The organism is Planctellipticum variicoloris, from assembly GCF_030622045.1.
Lineage (GTDB): Bacteria > Planctomycetota > Planctomycetia > Planctomycetales > Planctomycetaceae > Planctellipticum > Planctellipticum variicoloris.
This window is the reverse complement of sequence record NZ_CP130886.1, coordinates 618,013-635,458: the sequence shown is the minus strand read 5'-3', so window position 1 is coordinate 635,458 and position 17,446 is coordinate 618,013. Positions and strand designations below refer to the sequence as shown.

The window sequence follows — 17,446 nt, the reverse complement described above, 5'->3', positions numbered from 1 at the left end:
TGCCGCAGCGTCGCTGCAATCCCGTTTCGCTCTCCGACCGGCCTGGCAGGCATTCCCGGTGAAACGCCGTGAAACGTCGCCAACGGTCCTCTCAGGCATAGCCCGCCATGTTCCGGTTTTCCTGGCGCACTGCCGCAGCCGCGTTCCTGTTGCTCCCCGTGTCCAGCGGCTGTCTGGCGACCCGGGCGTACCTGACCGAATACGAGCCGTATGACGCCCGCGAGGATGCCGAAGTCGCCTCCGCGCCGCCGCATTCCGTCGATCCCGGATATCCCGTTCCATCCCCTTCCCCGCCGCGGTTGATGCCCGTCCCGGGATCCGCGCCGCTGTCTCCTCCCCCGGTGCCTCCTTCCGAAGACATCCCCGAACCGCCCGGCGTCGGCTTCCCCCCCAGCCCCAATCGAACGATCAGTTGGAGCAAGCCGTCGACCTGGTTCCGCTCGATCCACTTCGCCCGCGGCTCGAAGGAGCCGGCGGAAACTCAACCGTAAGATCCTGAATTCGTCACCCACGACCGGCGGGAGCCGGGCGGCGCGAGCGCTGCCCGGCTCCCGCACGTTTTCGGGCAACACAAGCCGTCCAGTCTCTCGACGCAAGCCCCGTCGGCTGCGAACATGAATGCAGACGCCATCCCGGCGCAGGACTGGATTGCCCCCGGAATGAACAAAGCCTTCGTCCGCGAACCCGATGAGACCGTCAGCCGCTGCCCTGCCTGCGAAGGGCCGGGCGTCGTGGTACGGACGACGACGCTGGACGCCTGGGTTCCGGGAGAGCTGCGCCGGAGATTCACCGACTCGGCCTGCTTCTGTGGCGATCCCGACTGCGACGTCGTCTATTTCGACGACCTCGGGGGATCGGTGACCCGCCCGGAGCTGCAGCGTCCCGTTCCGGGCAAAGATCTGGACGCTCCGCTGTGCGCCTGCTTCGGATTGACCCGGGAAGACATCGACGACGACATCGCCGAGGGGGGCGTCATTCGGACGCGGACCGCCGTGCAGCGGGCAAATTCTCCCGAGGCGCGCTGCGGTGCGCTGTCCCCCTGCGGTCAGAGCTGCGCTCCCGCCGTGCAGGCGTACTACATGAAGAGAGCGAACAGGGAGTAGGGAATAGCGAGTAGCCAGACGAAGATGGCCGATCGCTCGTCGGCAGAATCGGTAGTGCTTCCGCCTCTGGCGATCAGCGATCTGCGATCTGCGATAAGCCCCTCTCCTCCGGCTACTCGCTATTCCCTATTCCCTATTCGCCATTCCCCGTTCCCCAGCCGATAACAACGATAGTGCGGAATTGCAGGACGAGAGGCCGGCAGAATCTGCCGGTGGGCCATGCGGGAGAGGGATGCCTGCAAATGTATAAGCGGTACTGGTCACTCGCCGAACGACCTTTTCAGCGGACGCTCGATCGAGCGTGGTTCGTGAGCGGACCGACCGCCGACGAAGCGCTGTCGCGGCTGCTGTTTCTGGTCGAAGAGTCGCGCCGTTGCGGGCTTCTGGTCGGTGCGGCCGGGACCGGAAAAACCTGCCTGCTCGCCATGCTGCAGGATCGCGCCCGACGGATGGGGCGGCTGGTCGTCGGACTGAATTGCGCGGGAATGGACCGGGACGAACTGCTCGGGCAGTTGACCGATGCGCTCAGCCTGCCCGCCGCGGGGACGGACGGCGCGGGCCAGCTCTGGCGGATGCTGCAGCTGGACCTCGAAGGCCGCACCTTGACCGGTCCGCCGCTGGTCCTGTTACTCGACCAGTTCGATCAGGCTTCGCCCGGTTGCGAACTGATCGCCACGCGGTTGTTCTCGCTGGCGGAATCCCTGCCGGCGCCGCTGTGCATCATCGCCGCCGCCCGTCAGACGCAAGTCTCGAACCCCGCCGCCAGACTCGAAGAGTTCAGCGAACTGCGGATCGAACTGGGGCCGTGGACGCCGGCGGAGTGCAGCGAGTACATTCAGGAAACATTGCGGCGAGCCGGCGCCAGCCGGGACGTCTTTACCGCACCGGCGCTGTTTCGCGTCTGGGTCCAGTCGCGGGGAATCCCCGCGCGGGTCGCCCGGCTGTGCGATTTCGCTCTGCTCGCGGCGATGGACCACGAGCTGTCGCTGGTCGACTGCGACGTCGTCGATGCAGCGGCGATCGAGCTGGGGATCGCCGTGCCGGGGACAGGTGACGTGCAGCCGCTCGCGCGGCGGGCGTGAAGAGCGCGTACCCTGAGCCGAATTTCCACAGGGCCGACTCCCGCTTGCCGAATTGTGATTCAATGTGCAGGACGATGGGTGGCCGGGGCAGGAGCGTCTTCGCGATGCCCCGGAAATCCAGCTCCAGAGTTTCCTTGCGGCCCAGCTAACTGTTTTTGACCCCGGCAGGGGTCAAAAACAGTTAGCTGGGGGTTGAGGAGCGGAGCGACGACACCCCCGGAACGCGGCCCGATACGACGAGCCGACCCCGGACGGGGTCGCACATGCGTGTCTCGTCGAGTTCGCGAATCCTCCTGCGACCCCTCCGGAGTCGAAGAGCAACCGCAACTCTTCAACTCCGCAAGGGGCGGACCAATGTCGCCCAGCGGCGTAAGCTCTGGGCGACGAGTTTTTTGGCCTGTTTCGCCAACGACGTAAGCGACGATCCGGGAACGGTTTCCGAAAACACACGCACGGAGACCAGTGCCTTTGCAACCGTTGGCCCTGCCAAGAGTTGCGGAGACATGGGGCAAGACAAACGGTCCAGCCCCGGCCACCCGCCGCCAGAACGGGACGTGGACGATCGAGGACACGGAAGTCGGGCATGCGCTCCCTGCGTCAGGCCCACATGCGGCCGATCCGTTTGCGGATGTCGGCGGTCGTGACGTCCGAGACGGGACCAGTGGCGCCCTGATCGACTTTCTGCGGGCGCGCGATCACGCATTCCCAGTCGGCGATCAGCTCCTCGGGGAGGAAGCGGGTCCGCTGTGAGAACGAGTGCCGGTCACTCCGGTGGCGGGAGTGGAAGTAGTAGCGCTGCGGGTGGCAGACCGTCAGCCAGGTCTTTGCCCGGGTGAGGGCCACGTAGAACAACCGGCGTTCTTCTTCGATCTCCGCGGGCGATTCCGTCGCCATGTCCGACGGGATGTTGCCGTCGGCGGCGTGCAGCACGAAGACCGATTCCCACTCCAGCCCCTTCGCCGAGTGGATCGTGCTCAGCGTCAGATAGTCTTCGTCGAGCAGCGGATCGGCGGCGAAGTCCTGCGTCGACGACGGCGGATCGAGCGTCAGGTCGTTGAGAAAGACTGACCGGCTCTCGAAGCGCGACGCGAGCTGCTCGATCTGTTCGAGATCGCGCAGCCGGGCAGGGGCGTCGTCGTACTTCTGCTCGACGATCGGGGCGTAGAACGACCGGACGTGGTGGACTTCGACCTGCAGTTCGAGCTTTTTGCCCCCTTGGCCGGAAAGTATCCGAAGCAACGCCAGAAAGAGCGGCCAATGCAATGTCGTGGCCGCGGGCGGTTTAAAGCCGGCCCACGCGGTGAAATTCCCCTGGCTGGCCTGCAGGTCGTCGACGAGCTGCGAGGCTTTCTTGTGTCCGATGCCGGGCAGGAGGAGCAGGATGCGCAGGGCCGAGACGCTGTCGCGCGGGTTCTCCGCCAGTCGCAGAAAAGCGACCAGATCCTTCACGTGGGCGGCTTCCACGAATTTCAGCCCGCCGTACTTGTGAAAGAGGATATTCCGCCGGGCGAGTTCGACTTCGAGCGACAGGCTGTGATGCGAGGCGCGGAACAGGACCGCCTGCTTTTTGAGATCCAGCCCGGCTTCGCGATGGGCGAGGACCTGCTCGATGACGTACTCGGTCTGTTCGGTTTCGTCGAGACAGGTCACGAGTTTCGGCTTTGCGCCTTCGTTGCGCTGGGACCAGAGGGTCTTGCGGTGGCCTTCGGATGCCAGCGCAATCACGTGATTGGTTGCCTGCAGAATCGGCTGCGTGCTGCGGTAGTTCTGTTCGAGCGGGACGACGGCGACGCCGTCGAACTGCTGCGGAAAGTCGAGGATGTTGCGGACCGTCGCGGCGCGGAACGAATAGATCGACTGAGCGTCGTCGCCGACGACGGTCAGGCCTTCGCCGGTCGGGCAGAGACCGCGGACGATTTCCGACTGCAGCGTGTTGGTGTCCTGGTACTCGTCGACGAGGACGCAGTCGAACTTCTGTCGGACGATGTCGCCGCAGCCAGGTTCGGTCATCAGGGCGTGCCAGAAGAGGAGCAGATCGTCGTAATCGAGGACCTGCTGGCTCTCTTTGCGCTCGGTGAAGGCCTGGAACAGTTTCTTGAGGCCGCCGACCTGCTCGACCACCCATGGAAAGGCGTCCTTGACGACGTCTTCGATCGGCTTCTGCATATTGACGCAGCGGCTGTAAATGTCGAGACAGGTCCCTTTGAGGGGAAACCGCTTGTCGGTCTTGGCGAGCTCCAACTCTGCCCGAATCGCGCTCAACAGGTCCTCGGCGTCGCTGCGGTCGAGGATGGTGAACTCCGGCGAAAGGCCGATCATCTTGCCGTGCATGCGCAGGAGACGCGTGGCGACGGCGTGAAAGGTGCCGCCCCAGACATCGCGACCGACGACGCGGTGATGCAGCGACCCGGTCCGCTGCATCCGCAGCAGCAGGGCATCCACCCGGCGGATCATTTCCGCCGCGGCCCGGCGAGTAAAGGTGAGTAGCAGAATCCGGCCAGGGTCAATGCCGGTGGCGATCAGCGACGCGACTCGATGGGCCAGCGTCGTCGTTTTGCCGGTGCCGGCCCCGGCGATGATCAGCAGGGGACTGCGGCCGTGCTGCGCGGCGGCCCGCTGCTGCGGATTCAGATCCGCCAGCAACTGGTCGAGAACGGCAGGATCGGCGACGGTCATCCCTGACATGCGAGGCTCCGGAGAGAGAAACAGCCATCATGCCGACTCGCGGAGGGAATCGCCAGTTTCGGGGCCGGCTTGTACAGGTGCGCCCGATTTCACGCGACGGCGCAACGATAAGAAATGTCGAATGACGAAGCCGGAATGTCGAACGGAAGCGGGCTGATCGCGGATCGTCGGAACAGAGGCCGCAAGTGAAGTCTCATCTGGTCTGGCGATACGCGATCAGCGATATGCGATCAGCCGTCCTCCTCTGGCTATTCGCTATTCACTACTCCCTGTTCGCTTCCTTCGCTTCCCCACCCGGAATCGAGTTGCATCCGCGACTCAACTCCCGCACGCTGTGAGCGAATCAGGAAACGATCCCGCCACACGGAGTTTGTCCGGATGAATCGAGCACTCTACGTCGGCTTTGGCCTGGTCCTCGGGCTCTGCAGTTGGGCGAAGGGCCAGACGACCGAAACCGATCGCACTCAAGAATTCCCGGCCTTCATCAAAGCTCAGGCCGCTGCCTTGAGGGCAGCGGATCAACCGCCGACAACGGCCGAAGACTGGGCTTCGCGAAAGGCGAAGCTTCGCGAAAGTCTCCTCGCCGCTTGGGGCGGATTTCCCGCCGAGGCCTGTCCGCTGGAGCCGCGGAAACTCGGCGAGCTGAAGCGGGACGGATATCGCGTCGAGAAACTTGTTTTCCAGACGCTGCCGGGTTTGTGGATGACGGCTCTGGCCTACGTGCCGGATGGTCCGGGGCCGTTCCCGGCGATCCTGCAGGTCCACGGACACTGGAGCGGCGCCAAGCAGGACCCCGTCGTGCAGGCCCGCTGTATCGGAGCCGCGAAACACGGATTCTTCGTCCTGGCCGTCGACGCCCTCGGCGCCGGCGAGCGGGGAATCCAGAAGCCGCTCGGCGAGTACCACGGCGAAATGGTCGCCGCGACGCTGTTTCCCACAGGCCGGCCGCTGTCGGGCCTGCAGGTCTATGAAAACATGCGGGCGGTGGACTATCTGCAGTCGCGACCCGAAGTGATTGCGTCGAAGATCGGCATCACCGGCGCCAGCGGCGGCGGGAATCAGACGATGTACGCCGGGGCGTTCGACGAACGTTTCGGGGCCGTCGTGCCGGTTTGCTCGGTCGGCAACTACCAGGCGTATCTGGGGGCCGCCTGCTGCATGTGCGAGGTTGTGCCGGGGGCTTTAGAGTCCACGGAAGAAGCCGGCGTTCTGGGGCTCGTCGCCCCGCGCGGGCTGATGGTGATCAACGCGACCCGGGACGCGCCGCAGTTCTCGGTGGCCGAGGCGCAGAAGTCGATCACTGGCGCCACGCCGACCTTCGCTCTGCTGGAACGTCCGGAGCAGATCAAACACGCCATTTTCGAATCCCCGCACGACTACAACAAAGCCATGCGCGAAGCGATGTACGGCTGGATGACAAAGCAGCTCAAAGGAGTCGGAGCCGGCGAGCCACTCCCGGAACCCGACCTCAAGACCGAAGACCCCGAAACGATCCGCTGCTTCCCCGGAGACGCACGCCCCGACGACTGGCTGACGCTCCCCCAGTTTGCGGCTGCCGAAGGCCGCCGGCTCGTCGCGGCGATCGAGCCGGTGGCGTCGGCCGAAGCCTGGAAGCAGAGACGAACCGAACTCCGCGAACGACTCATCGGGAAGGTCCTGGGAGGCTTCCCGGAATCCTCCGACCTGAAGGCCCAGACCGTCGAGACCGCGGCCGGCGCGACCGAAGTGACCTTCCAGCCCGAACCGGGCATCACGCTCACGGCCCGCAAGGAAGGCCCCGGAACCCGGCCCGCCGTCTGGATTCTGCTCGATCTGGACGGGGCGGAATCGATGCGGCAGCGACCGTTCTACAACCGGTTAAAAACCAGCGGGGCCACCGTGGTCACGCTCGATCTACGGGCGACGGGGGCTCTCGCCCGGCCCGGCGACAAAATCGGTCGAGCGCCGGACCACAATACGGCGGAGTGGGCTCTCTGGATCGGCCGGCCCCTGCTCGGACAGTGGACGTACGATGTCCGCCGGCTGATCGACGCCCTCGGCAGTCCGGATCGCGTCCGCATTGCGGGTTTCGGACCCGCAGGACTCGTCGCTCTCTGCGATGCCGCGACCGACGACCGGATCAAAACCGTGACGACCTCCGACTCGCTCGTCAGCTACATTGACGATGGCCCGTACGAAGGGCAGCGCCTGGGAACCATCGCCCCCGGAATCCTGCGCGATGTCGGCGACATTCCGCACCTGGCGGCTCTGGTCGCGCCCCGCCCACTGGCGATCGCGGGCGGGATGACCGGCGGGAACCACCCGGTCCACGGTGCGCCGCTGCACGACGCCTACGCCGAAACGCGGAAAGTCTACGAACTGCTCGGGGCGACCGAGGGACTGCGGTTCTTTGGTGAAGCCGTGGAATCGCTCCGCCGAAATCAGCCGGTCAGATCCAGGTAGAGCGTCGATGGCGCACATCGGGCAGGAAATCTGGCGCATTTTGGGAAAGTGCGCCCCCGGCAGGCTGGATTTCCTTTCCCCAATGTGCGAAACAAATCGAAGGTTGGCGATGTGAAATTTGCGTAAGCTGGCTGCCGGCGACGCGAACGCGCCACCCCACTCCACCTGGGACAAACTGCCTTCGAAGGAATTCTCGATGACGTTGGTGCTGGGCTTGCGACGGGCCGCCTGTGCCGTATTGAGTTTCTGCTTCCTGTTGATCGGCAACTCAATTTCTCAAGCGGGCGAAGCCGATCTGGTCCTCCCGCAAGTCCGCACCGCAACCATCGACGCCCTGGGCGTCAGTCTCTCAGGCCAGGTGCTGTTATTTGGCGGGCTGCTGGTCTGCGCGGGAGGAGCCGCGTTCGGCCTGTGGCAGGCCCGCCGCCTCATGCAGCTCCCGACGCACGGCTCCATGCGCGAAGTTTCGGAGCTGATCTACACCACCTGCAAAACGTACCTGCTGACGCAGGCCCGGCTGCTGGCGATCCTCGAAGTCCTCATCGGCGCGGTGATCTTCATCTATTACTACGCCTTCGTGGGCCTGCCGCTCCCGACCGTGGCGATGATCCTCTTCTGGTCGGTCGTCGGCATCCTGGGCTCCTTCGGCGTCGCCTGGTTCGGCATGCGGATCAACACCTACGCCAACTCGCGCGCCGCCTTCGCCGCACTGCGCGGCAAACCCCTCCCCGTGCTGCAGATCCCCCTCCAGGCCGGTATGAGCATCGGCCTGCTCCTGATCAGCGTCGAACTGGCCCTCATGCTGATCATCCTCCTGTTCGTCCCCCCCGATAAAGCCGGCCCCTGCTTCCTCGGCTTCGCGGTCGGCGAATCGCTGGGCGCCAGCGTCCTCCGGATCTGCGGCGGCATCTTCACCAAAATTGCCGACATCGGCGCCGACCTCATGAAAATTGTCTTCAAAATCAAAGAAGACGACGCCCGCAACCCCGGCGTCATCGCCGACTGCGTCGGCGACAACGCCGGCGACAGCGTCGGCCCCACCGCCGACGGCTTCGAAACCTACGGCGTCACGGGCGTCGCGCTGATTACCTTCATCGCCCTGGCCATGACCGCCAACCCCGCCCTCCAGGCCACGCTGCTCATCTGGCTGTTCGTCATGCGCGCCATGATGATCGTCACCTCCCTCGGGTCCTACCTCGCCAACGAACGCTGGGCCACCCGGCAATTCGGCGCCGTCGACAAAATGGACTTCGAACACCCCCTCCACCGCCTCGTGGTGCTCACCTCCGCGGTCTCCGTCGTCGTCACCTACGTCATGTCGTACGTCCTCCTGGGAAGCCTCGAGGGCGCCTCGGCGGGCCTCTGGTGGAAACTGTCGACCATCATCAGTTGCGGCACCGTCGCCGGAGCGCTGATCCCCGTCCTGACCATGGTCTTCACCAGCCTCAGCAGCAAACACGTCGAAGAAATCGTCAGCAGCTCCGAACAGGGGGGAGCCTCGCTGACGATCCTCTCCGGCCTGGTCGCCGGCAACTTCGGCGCGTTCTGGACCGGAATGTCGATCGCCGGCCTGATGGGCGCCGCCTGGGCCATCGGCACGCTGATTCCCCCCGAACTGATGTCCGGCTACCAGTCGGTCTTTGCCTTCGGACTCGTCGCGTTCGGCTTCCTGGGGATGGGGCCGGTGACGATCGCGGTCGACTCCTACGGCCCCGTGACCGACAACGCTCAATCGGTCTTCGAACTCTCCATGATCGAATCGTCCCCGGGCATCAGCTCCGAAGTCCAGCGCGACTATGGATTCGAACCCCGCTTCGAGCACGCCAAAGATTTCCTCGAAGAAAACGACGGCGCCGGCAACACCTTCAAAGCGACCGCCAAACCCGTGCTGATCGGCACCGCCGTCGTCGGCGCCACGACGATGATCTTCTCGCTGGTCCTGATGCTCACCGGCGGCCACCCGGACGCCATGCAGCGACTCGCCATCACCGACCCCATGGTGCTGCTCGGCTTCCTGTGCGGCGGCGCCGTCGTCTACTGGTTCACCGGAGCCTCGACCCAGGCCGTCACCACCGGGGCCTACCGCGCCGTCGAATACATCAAGAAGCATATCCGACTGGATGTCGACGGCCCGGCGAAAGCCTCCGTCGAAGACAGCCAAAAAGTCGTGCAGATCTGCACCGAGTACGCTCAGACCGGCATGTTCAACATCTTCTGCGCGATCTGCCTGCTGACGCTCGGCTTCGCGTTCCTCGATTCGTATCTCTTCATCGCCTATCTGATGTCGATCGCGGTCTTCGGACTGTTCCAGGCGGTCTTCATGGCCAACGCCGGTGGCGCCTGGGACAACGCCAAAAAACTGGTCGAAGTCCGCTACAAGATGAAGGGGACGCCGCTGCACGACGCCGTGGTCGTCGGCGATACCGTGGGCGATCCGTTCAAGGACACCAGCTCGGTCTCGCTGAACCCGATCATCAAATTCACGACGCTGTTCGGGATTCTCGCCGTCGAACTGGCCGTCAAGATCAACCAGCCGACGCTGACCCCCGTCCTCGGAGCCGCCTTCCTCGCCGGCGCGTTCTACTTCGTCTGGCGCTCGTTCTACAAGATGCGGATCGTCGCTGCGGCGGAATGAAGTCAGTCCGGTGAATGTCGAGTCTGGGTAGGGTGAGTCGAGTCTTCGAGGCTCACCGTCAATCAAGGCAGTAGTGGTGAGCCTCGCGGACTCGACTCACCCTACATCCGAGCAAGCGTGAAGTACAGTGACGGGTGGCCGGGGCAGGAGCGTCTTCGCGATGCCCCGGTCTGGGCCGCTCAGCCAGACCGGGTCTCCGATGCCTCTACAGCCCATCGCCGCCGAATGCGGCAACCACGTCTAACCCATCTCGGAGTCGGCAGGCTACGCCTTCTGAGAGCAGGCGTGGCAGTGGCCTTTCAGAAGCACTTCCGTCACGTCGCCGATCCGCGACCAGCTCTTTTGCATCGTCTTGGGAACGTCGACTTCTTGCAGGCAGGTCACGCTGCCGCAGTCGACGCAGACGAAGTGCGGGTGATGGCCCCGATCGGGATGCGCCTGATCCCGCAGCTCGAAACGCCAGACGTGGTCTCCCAGTTCGGTGCGGGTGACCAGACCGGCGTCGACCAGATCCGTCAGATTCCGGAAGACGGTGGCTTTGTCGAACCCCAGCGGCACCAGTTCTTCCGCGACTTCGGCATGGCTGACGGGCGACGTGGCGCGCTGCAGGCGGCGGACCACCGCCAGCCGGGCCGCCGTCGTCCGCAGGCCGACCCCGCCCAGCAGGGCTCGGATCTGGGGGACCTGATCGATTTCGTTCTGTGGATTGCCGCCCATGGTGTCCCGCCGTCTTGCACGTGAGTTCGTCGGAAAGCGAAGGATTGCTCCCCAATCGAACCGTGACACTGAATGATAGCACCCCTGCAACTGCAGGTGCAATCGGGTCCGGCCGGCAATAGCCGGCAGGGCGGCGCCGTCGGCAATTGCCGGTCCGCCGGTGTTGACGCCAGGAGAACTCCTCCTCGATGGAAACGCCTGCCCGCGAAATCCCCGTACGATGGACGCCCGCGTCTGTCGTGATCGCAAGCGGCATGGCTCGTCCTACGCCGTCGAAGAACGAATGACGTCCATCATACTCGTACATCGGAGGCCTCTCCGCCAAACCTCGGTCTGACGCCGAAGAACTCCCCGGTCGCGGCCTTCCCACAATGATCGTCCGCCCGCACCCGCCCGCAGACGGCCAGTCCACCGGCCTCTGGACGAGCGAACCGGTCTGACCCCATCCGCCGCCAGCGGTCTTCACTCAGGAGGGACTTTCCCCCCCTGACAGTGGGGAATTCCCTGATTTTTTATTTGAATGTGGTTGGCCGCTAAGGTTACGATTCCCTTCTCTTTCGAAACCGCCGGTTTCTCGGCTTCGACTCCGTCGTTCTCCATTACTCTCCATGGATTCTCCAGGAAGCGCACCATGCTGACACTCCGTCGACCGAATCGTCCCTCGCCGTCGCGTCAACCGCGCGGCTTCACGCTGATTGAGCTCCTGGTGGTGATCGCCATCATCGCCATTCTCATCGCGCTGCTCCTCCCCGCCGTCCAGCAGGCGCGCGAAGCCGCCCGCCGGACGCAGTGCCGCAACAACCTGAAGCAGATGGGCCTGGCCCTCCACAATCACGAGTCGACATACGGCTCGATGCCGGCCTGGCAGAAGATCATTGCGACGGTCGATTATCCGACGCCGCCAAATCCGTATGGATCTGGCACGACGCAGCGAACCACGATGGGGACGCTGTTTCACCTGCTGCCGTTCATGGATCAGGCCGCGATCTACAACATGTTTGATCTGAAGCGATCGTATGTCGATCCCCGCAATATGCCGCCGGCCTACGGAACTCTCAGCATTGACGCCACGAAATCCATTCCGGGGTTTGTCTGCCCTTCCACCCCCGGCGGACTCCTGAGCGACTATGGTCCCTATTTCACTTCCGTTGGATTGCCGCTTGGCCCGATGATCATGCCCCGGACTGACTACGTTCCGCTCCGCGGACTCCACAGCAGCTTCGCCGTTTGCGCCGGCATGCCGAGCACGACGACGCACAACGCCATGCTGGGACTTCCCGATAAAGATCCGGATACCGATCCGGCTGGCAAGAAGTCGACGATCAAGTTCGCAGAGGTGACGGACGGACTCTCCACGACGCTCTGCTTCGTCGAACTGGCCGGCAAGCAGAATCTCTACTTCCGCGGCAAGGCGCTGCCGAACCAGACCTGGGGGCCGCCTCAGGGGAACGTTGCGTTGAATGTATTCTACGGAGACGTCAACGTCGCCCGTCACCTCCGGGGTTACAGCGGCGCCGACATCGCTAACCCGACGCAGGCCGGGTGCTCGGCAATCAATGTGATTAACGAGAATAACTTGTATTCGTTCCACGTTGGCGGCGCTCATGCGCTGCGGGGCGACGGATCCGTGGTGTTCCTCTCGGAAAACATGTCCGCCGCAGTCCTGGCAGCCATCGTTTCCCGCGATGGCGGTGAAGCTCTGGGGATCGACTGACAGGCTCCCCGCGGCGTCCGCTCGCTGCCATCGCCGGAACTCGGCCACGGGTCGTCGCGCCCCCCCCCCGTTCAGGCTCGATGGCAGCAGAATCGCTCGCCCCGGCTGCCGCACTATCTCTGGCTCCGCAGAGTGAGACGTTGAAACGATAACGATATCGACGCTTTCTTCCGCGGACCCATTTGTTCTTGCGAGAATCGCCCCGCATCCGGAAAGACTCCTATGCTTCATTGGTTTCTCGCGGGCCGCTGCTGCCGGGCCAGCGCCGTTGTCGTCGCCCTCCTCCTGACCGGAGGATGCTCCGCCGGAAAACCCGTTGTCCCCGTGACGGGGAGCGTGATGGTCGACGGGAAGCCGGCCGACGGAGCGACCATTCTCTTCTTCCCAAAAGACGACCCGGCCGGCGTGACGGCGTCAGGCGCCGTTGACCCGGATGGCAAGTTTGCCCTGGTCTCGGCCCTTGAAAAAGGCGTCGCCGTCGGAAGCTACGATGTGACCGTCGTCTGGCCGGATCCCTCCGTGCAGCCGACCCAGCAGCAAATCATGATGGGCAATGCCGAACCCGGCCCGGATCTGCTCAAAGGAAAGTACGTCGTGCGTGGAAAGTCCGGGCTGCAGGCGGAGATCACCGCCAGCACCAAGGAACTCCCTGCGTTTGAGTTGAAAACAGAGTAGTCGACGGCATCGGCCCGTCGCCACAGCCTCAACACCTGACTGGATTCTCCACGCATGAAATGCTTCTGCTCTCGAATTGTGCCGGTCGCAGCGGTCCTGCTCCTGCTGAGCGCCGCGCGGACTTGGGCCGAATCCCCCGCCCCCTCGATGGACGTCCCCAAAGCCATCTTCAACTACATGGAACGCCCCGAACCGGAGTTCCGCTGGGAGAACCTCGGCGAGAAAAAGTTCCCCGGTCTCGGCGTCGTCCAGCATCTGAAGCTCACCTCGCAAACCTGGCAGAATCTCACCTGGCAGCACGACCTGATGGTCTACGAGCCCGAGGGGCTGAAGATCACCGATCACATGCTCCTGTTCGTGACCGGAGGCGCAATCGGCAAGGAGCCCAAGGAAGGTGACATCCAGCAGGGACTCCTCCTGGCGAAACTGTGCGGCGCCCGCGTCGCCACGATCCACCAGGTCCCCAACCAGCCCCTGTTCGGCGATCGCTTCGAAGACGACCTGATCACCGAGACGTGGCTCAAGTATCTCGCCACCGGCGACGAAACCTGGCCCCTGCTCTTCCCGATGGTCAAAAGCGCCGTCAAAGCCATGGACGCCCTCCAGCAGTTCGCCGAACAGGACCGGAAGACGAAAGTCACCGGCTTCGTCATCACGGGAGCTTCCAAACGCGGCTGGACGAGCTGGCTCACCCCCGTCGTCGATCCACGGATCGTCGGCACCGCGCCGATCGTCATCGACACGCTCAACTTCCCGGCGCAGATGAAGTATCAGAAGGAAACCTGGGGCGCCTACAGCGAGCAGATCGCCGACTACACCAGCAAAGGACTGGTCAAGGAAGAAACCGAGCCGAAGACCGAGCGCGAAGACCGGCTCTGGCACATGATGGATCCTTACACCTACCGCAAGCAGCTCACGCTCCCCAAACTGCTGATCGTCGGGACCAACGACCGCTACTGGACGGTCGACGCCATGCGGATGTACTACGACGACCTCGTCGGCCCGCGGGCCGTGCTGGCCGCTCCGAACGTCGGCCACAACCTCGGAGACCGGAAAGCCTTCGCCCTGACGACGCTGGCCGTCTTCTTCCGTCACGCCGCCACCGGCCGGCCGCTGCCGGGAGTGACCTGGAAATTCGACAAGACCCCGGCGGAAGTCCGGCTGGACGTCGTCGCCGATCAGATGCCGGTCAACGTGCGACACTGGTCGGCGGAATCGCCTTCGTTCGACTTCCGCGAATCGAAGTGGTCTCCCACGGAGGTCGAGACGCCCACTCCAAAATTCCACGTGCTGCGGGCGATTCCCGCCGGCAAGAACGTGGCCACCTTCGTCGAACTGGAATACGAGCACGACGGCACGGTCTACTCGCTGACGACGCAGGTCTTCAGAAACTGAGCGATTCGTCGTCGACTGACAATGATGAAACGCCCCGCGTGGCACGCCGCGCGGGGTGTTTTCGTGTTCGACAGGGGTACGAGCCGAGTGACACGCCCGGAGGCTTTGCGGTGGGCGTGGCCTTCGACCAGTGTTGAAGACACGCCCTTCGAAGACTCAGAGCGTGCCACCCGATAGGATTCGAGGGCGCCACCACTCGCGTTGGTGCAAGGTTGGGACACGTGAAGGAGCGATCAGATGAAAGTCGGAATCGTCGGCAGCGGACTGGTCGGTTCGACCGCAGCATATGCACTCGTCATGCAGGGCGTCGGCCGCGAAGTCGTCCTGGTCGATCGGAATGCCTGTCGGGCAGACGCGGAAGCCGACGATCTGTTTCATGCCGTTCCGTTTTCGCATCCGCTCACGGTCCGGAGCGGCGACTATGACGCGCTGGCCGACAGCCGGGTCGTCATCATTTCCGCGGGAGTGAACCAGCAGCCCGGCGAAACCCGGCTGCAACTGCTGGAGCGGAACGCGGCCGTCTTTTCCGAAGTCGTGCCCGCCATTCTGAGGTACGCCCCCGAGGCGGTTCTGGTCGTCGCGACCAATCCCGTCGACGTGATGACGCACCTGACGGCCCATTTCGCCGGCAAGCTGGGCGTGCCGGCGCATCGCGTCATCGGTTCCGGGACGACGCTCGACACCGCCCGGTTCCGTACGCTGCTGGGAACGCATCTGGGAGTCGACTCGCATCACATCCACGGATACGTCATCGGCGAGCACGGCGATTCTGAAGTGCTGACGTGGTCGCTCACCGCAGTCGCCGGACTGCGACTCGACGAGTTCTGCCGGGTCCGTGGCATGACGCTCTCGGCCGAACAGCGGGCCAATGTCGATCAACGCGTCCGCCGGGCCGCCTACCACATCATTCAAGGGAAAGGCGCCACCTACTACGGCATCGGCAGCGCCCTGGCGCGCATCGTCGATGTGGTGCTGCACAATCAGCGGGCGGTCCTGACCGTCTGCTCGCCGACGGCGGAAGTCGCGGGCGTCCAGGACGTCACGCTCTCGTTGCCGCGGATCGTCGGCGGCCAGGGACTGATCGCCTCCATGCCGCTGACGCTGGACGACGCCGAGCAGGCCGCCCTGCAACGCAGCGCGGGCATCCTCCGCGAGGCCATCACGTCCCTGAAGCTGTGACCTGACAGAATCTGGTTCCCAGGCTCCGCCTGGGAACCCTCCACAGCGAGGCTCCGCCTCGCTCTTCGTTCGCGGCGGCGGACGCTATTGGCCGCGATGCAGAGCATCGCAAGAGGGCGTTCCCAGGCTCCGCCTGGGAACGAGTTCAAACATTAGACACAGTCAGCCCCCGTCCTGAGCCCCGAAAGGGGCGACGGGTTGTAGCCACGGGTGAAACGGAGTCCGCCGCCAGGCGGACGGAGTGCAACCCGTGGGCTCTACGCCGTACGATGCCCGCATGCGAGATTCCGGCCTGCAGCCCCGTTTTTCGGTGACACGGACGACGGCCGTCTTCGCGGTCGTGCTGGCCGGCGTCTTTGTCTACGGCGCCTGGCGCCCCCTGTGGCATACCGATCTCTGGGGTCACCTCGCCTACGGCCGACTGATCTGGGAAACCGGCGCCTTACCGAAAACGGAACCCCTGCTGCCGCTCGCCACAAATGTTCCCTTCATCGACACCGCCTGGCTGAGCCAGATCGTGGGTTACGCCGTCGAACGGTGGGAAGGCGTCGCCGGTCTGCAAATGCTGTTCGGCGGTCTGCTGACGTCGATTAGCGCCGCATGGCTGGCCCTGGCTCACCGGCGCGTCCGGGACTGGCGCTGGGGCATCGCCGGACTGTTGATCTACCTCTGGCTCGACTGGTTTCATCTCTACGTGATCCGACCGCAACTCGCGGGAACGGCCTGTTACGTCGTGCTGCTGTGGCGATTAACGGCGCGTCGCTCATCGCACCGGGACGGGTTCGGGATTCCGCTGCTGTTCGCGTTGTGGGCGAATCTGCACGGCTCGTTCCTGCTGGGACTGGCGCTGATCGCCGTGTTTCTGACGGGACGCTCCGTCGACATTCTCCGTCGAACTCGCTCGCCGATGGCCGTCCGTCACGATCGACGGGTGCGAACGCTGATTCTCTGGCTGGCGCTGGCGGCGGCCGGTTCGGCGATCAATCCCTACGGCCCCGCCCTCATCCCCGAAGTGCTCAACGTCGCACGATGTCCGAATCTGGCGGATCTGACGGAGTGGCAGCCGCTCGAACTGCAGTCGCAGCCAGGACGTTCCTTTGCAGCGGCGGCCATCGGTTTGCTCGTCCTGTCTGGCGTCACACCCCGTCGGATTCAGACCTGGGAAGGACTGTTGCTCGTCGGCCTGGCCCTGGGCGGGCTGTCGAGTGCGCGACTGCTGACCTGGTGGTCGCCCGCCGCCGCGTATCTGCTGATTCTGCACGCTCGGGCGACGTGGCGGAAATTCCGGCGGAAGCCGTACGAGGCCACTGCAGTACCCCGACGTCTCATCTGGACCGGAATCGTTTGCGTCGCCGTGGTTTCTGCGCTGGCGGCGAGCCCGCTCGGGCGGAGCCCGACAGCCGGGAAATCGGAGGTCAGCAACTCCGTCTCGTCCTTCACTCCCGTGAGTGCGACGGAATTCCTGCGCGAGCGACCGCCGGCGGGGCTGGTCTTCAACACCTACGAGTGGGGCGACTACCTGCTCTGGGCGGGTCCTCCCGGTCTGCAGGTGTTTGTGAACTCGCACGCCCACCTGATTCCGCCGGAAATCTGGCGCGACTACCTGCGCATGCTCCGGCAGGACGCGGGCTGGCGGGAACTGCTGGATCTCTACGACATCAACACCGTCGTCGTCGATCCCCTCAATCGCGGAGCCCTGATCGACAGCCTGCGCAACGATCCGGTCTGGCGCGTGGACTTCGAGGACCGCGTCGCAGTCATCCTCACCCGACGCTGAAAACACCGAAACCCGCGTCGACGCTGACGTCGACGCGGGTTC

Annotated in this window: 12 protein-coding genes; 10 read left to right on the top strand and 2 right to left on the bottom strand. The window is 64.4% G+C overall.

What is annotated here, in order from left to right:
- Positions 1-107 precede the first annotated feature (107 nt).
- The 3 genes from SH412_RS02470 (at position 108) to SH412_RS02460 (ending at position 2,185) form a co-directional block, all read left to right on the top strand.
- Positions 108-491, top strand: a complete 384-nt coding sequence (locus tag SH412_RS02470) for a hypothetical protein (protein ID WP_336521925.1) — start codon at positions 108-110, stop codon at positions 489-491.
- Between the two features lie 123 nt (positions 492-614).
- Entirely contained in the window at positions 615-1,103 is a 489-nt protein-coding gene (locus SH412_RS02465; RefSeq protein WP_336521924.1) for a hypothetical protein, read from the top strand.
- A 242-nt stretch (positions 1,104-1,345) separates the two neighbouring features.
- Positions 1,346-2,185, top strand: a complete 840-nt coding sequence (locus SH412_RS02460; protein ID WP_336521923.1) for an ExeA family protein — start codon at positions 1,346-1,348, stop codon at positions 2,183-2,185.
- 597 nt (positions 2,186-2,782) lie between these two features.
- Here SH412_RS02460 and SH412_RS02455 read toward each other — a convergent pair.
- Positions 2,783-4,870, bottom strand: a complete 2,088-nt coding sequence (locus SH412_RS02455; protein WP_336521922.1) for an ATP-dependent helicase — start codon at positions 4,868-4,870, stop codon at positions 2,783-2,785.
- A 378-nt stretch (positions 4,871-5,248) separates the two neighbouring features.
- Here SH412_RS02455 and SH412_RS02450 point away from each other — a divergent pair, with 378 nt between their 5' ends.
- On the top strand, positions 5,249-7,312 hold the full coding sequence (locus SH412_RS02450; RefSeq protein WP_336521921.1) for an alpha/beta hydrolase family protein: 2,064 nt from the start codon (positions 5,249-5,251) through the stop codon (positions 7,310-7,312).
- Positions 7,313-7,508: 196 nt separating this feature from the next.
- Complete coding sequence (locus tag SH412_RS02445) at positions 7,509-9,947, top strand: sodium-translocating pyrophosphatase (protein WP_336521920.1); 2,439 nt, start codon at positions 7,509-7,511, stop codon at positions 9,945-9,947.
- A gap of 264 nt (positions 9,948-10,211) precedes the next feature.
- On the opposite strand, the gene SH412_RS02440 is transcribed toward SH412_RS02445, so the two are convergent.
- Entirely contained in the window at positions 10,212-10,664 is a 453-nt protein-coding gene (locus SH412_RS02440; protein ID WP_336521919.1) for a Fur family transcriptional regulator, read from the bottom strand.
- Positions 10,665-11,295: 631 nt separating this feature from the next.
- Between SH412_RS02440 and SH412_RS02435 the strand changes: the two genes are divergently transcribed.
- The 5 genes from SH412_RS02435 to SH412_RS02415 all read left to right on the top strand — a co-directional run bounded on the left by SH412_RS02435 (position 11,296) and on the right by SH412_RS02415 (position 17,404).
- Positions 11,296-12,378, top strand: coding sequence for a DUF1559 domain-containing protein (locus tag SH412_RS02435; RefSeq protein ID WP_336521918.1), 1,083 nt, complete (start codon positions 11,296-11,298; stop codon positions 12,376-12,378).
- Positions 12,379-12,600: 222 nt separating this feature from the next.
- Positions 12,601-13,053, top strand: coding sequence for a hypothetical protein (locus SH412_RS02430; protein ID WP_336521917.1), 453 nt, complete (start codon positions 12,601-12,603; stop codon positions 13,051-13,053).
- A gap of 54 nt (positions 13,054-13,107) precedes the next feature.
- Entirely contained in the window at positions 13,108-14,448 is a 1,341-nt protein-coding gene (locus SH412_RS02425) for a PhoPQ-activated pathogenicity-related family protein (protein ID WP_336521916.1), read from the top strand.
- 237 nt (positions 14,449-14,685) lie between these two features.
- A complete protein-coding gene (locus tag SH412_RS02420; RefSeq protein ID WP_336521915.1) occupies positions 14,686-15,627 on the top strand; it encodes an L-lactate dehydrogenase in 942 nt (313 codons plus the stop codon).
- Between the two features lie 250 nt (positions 15,628-15,877).
- Positions 15,878-17,404, top strand: a complete 1,527-nt coding sequence (locus SH412_RS02415) for a hypothetical protein (RefSeq protein ID WP_336521914.1) — start codon at positions 15,878-15,880, stop codon at positions 17,402-17,404.
- Positions 17,405-17,446 lie beyond the last annotated feature (42 nt).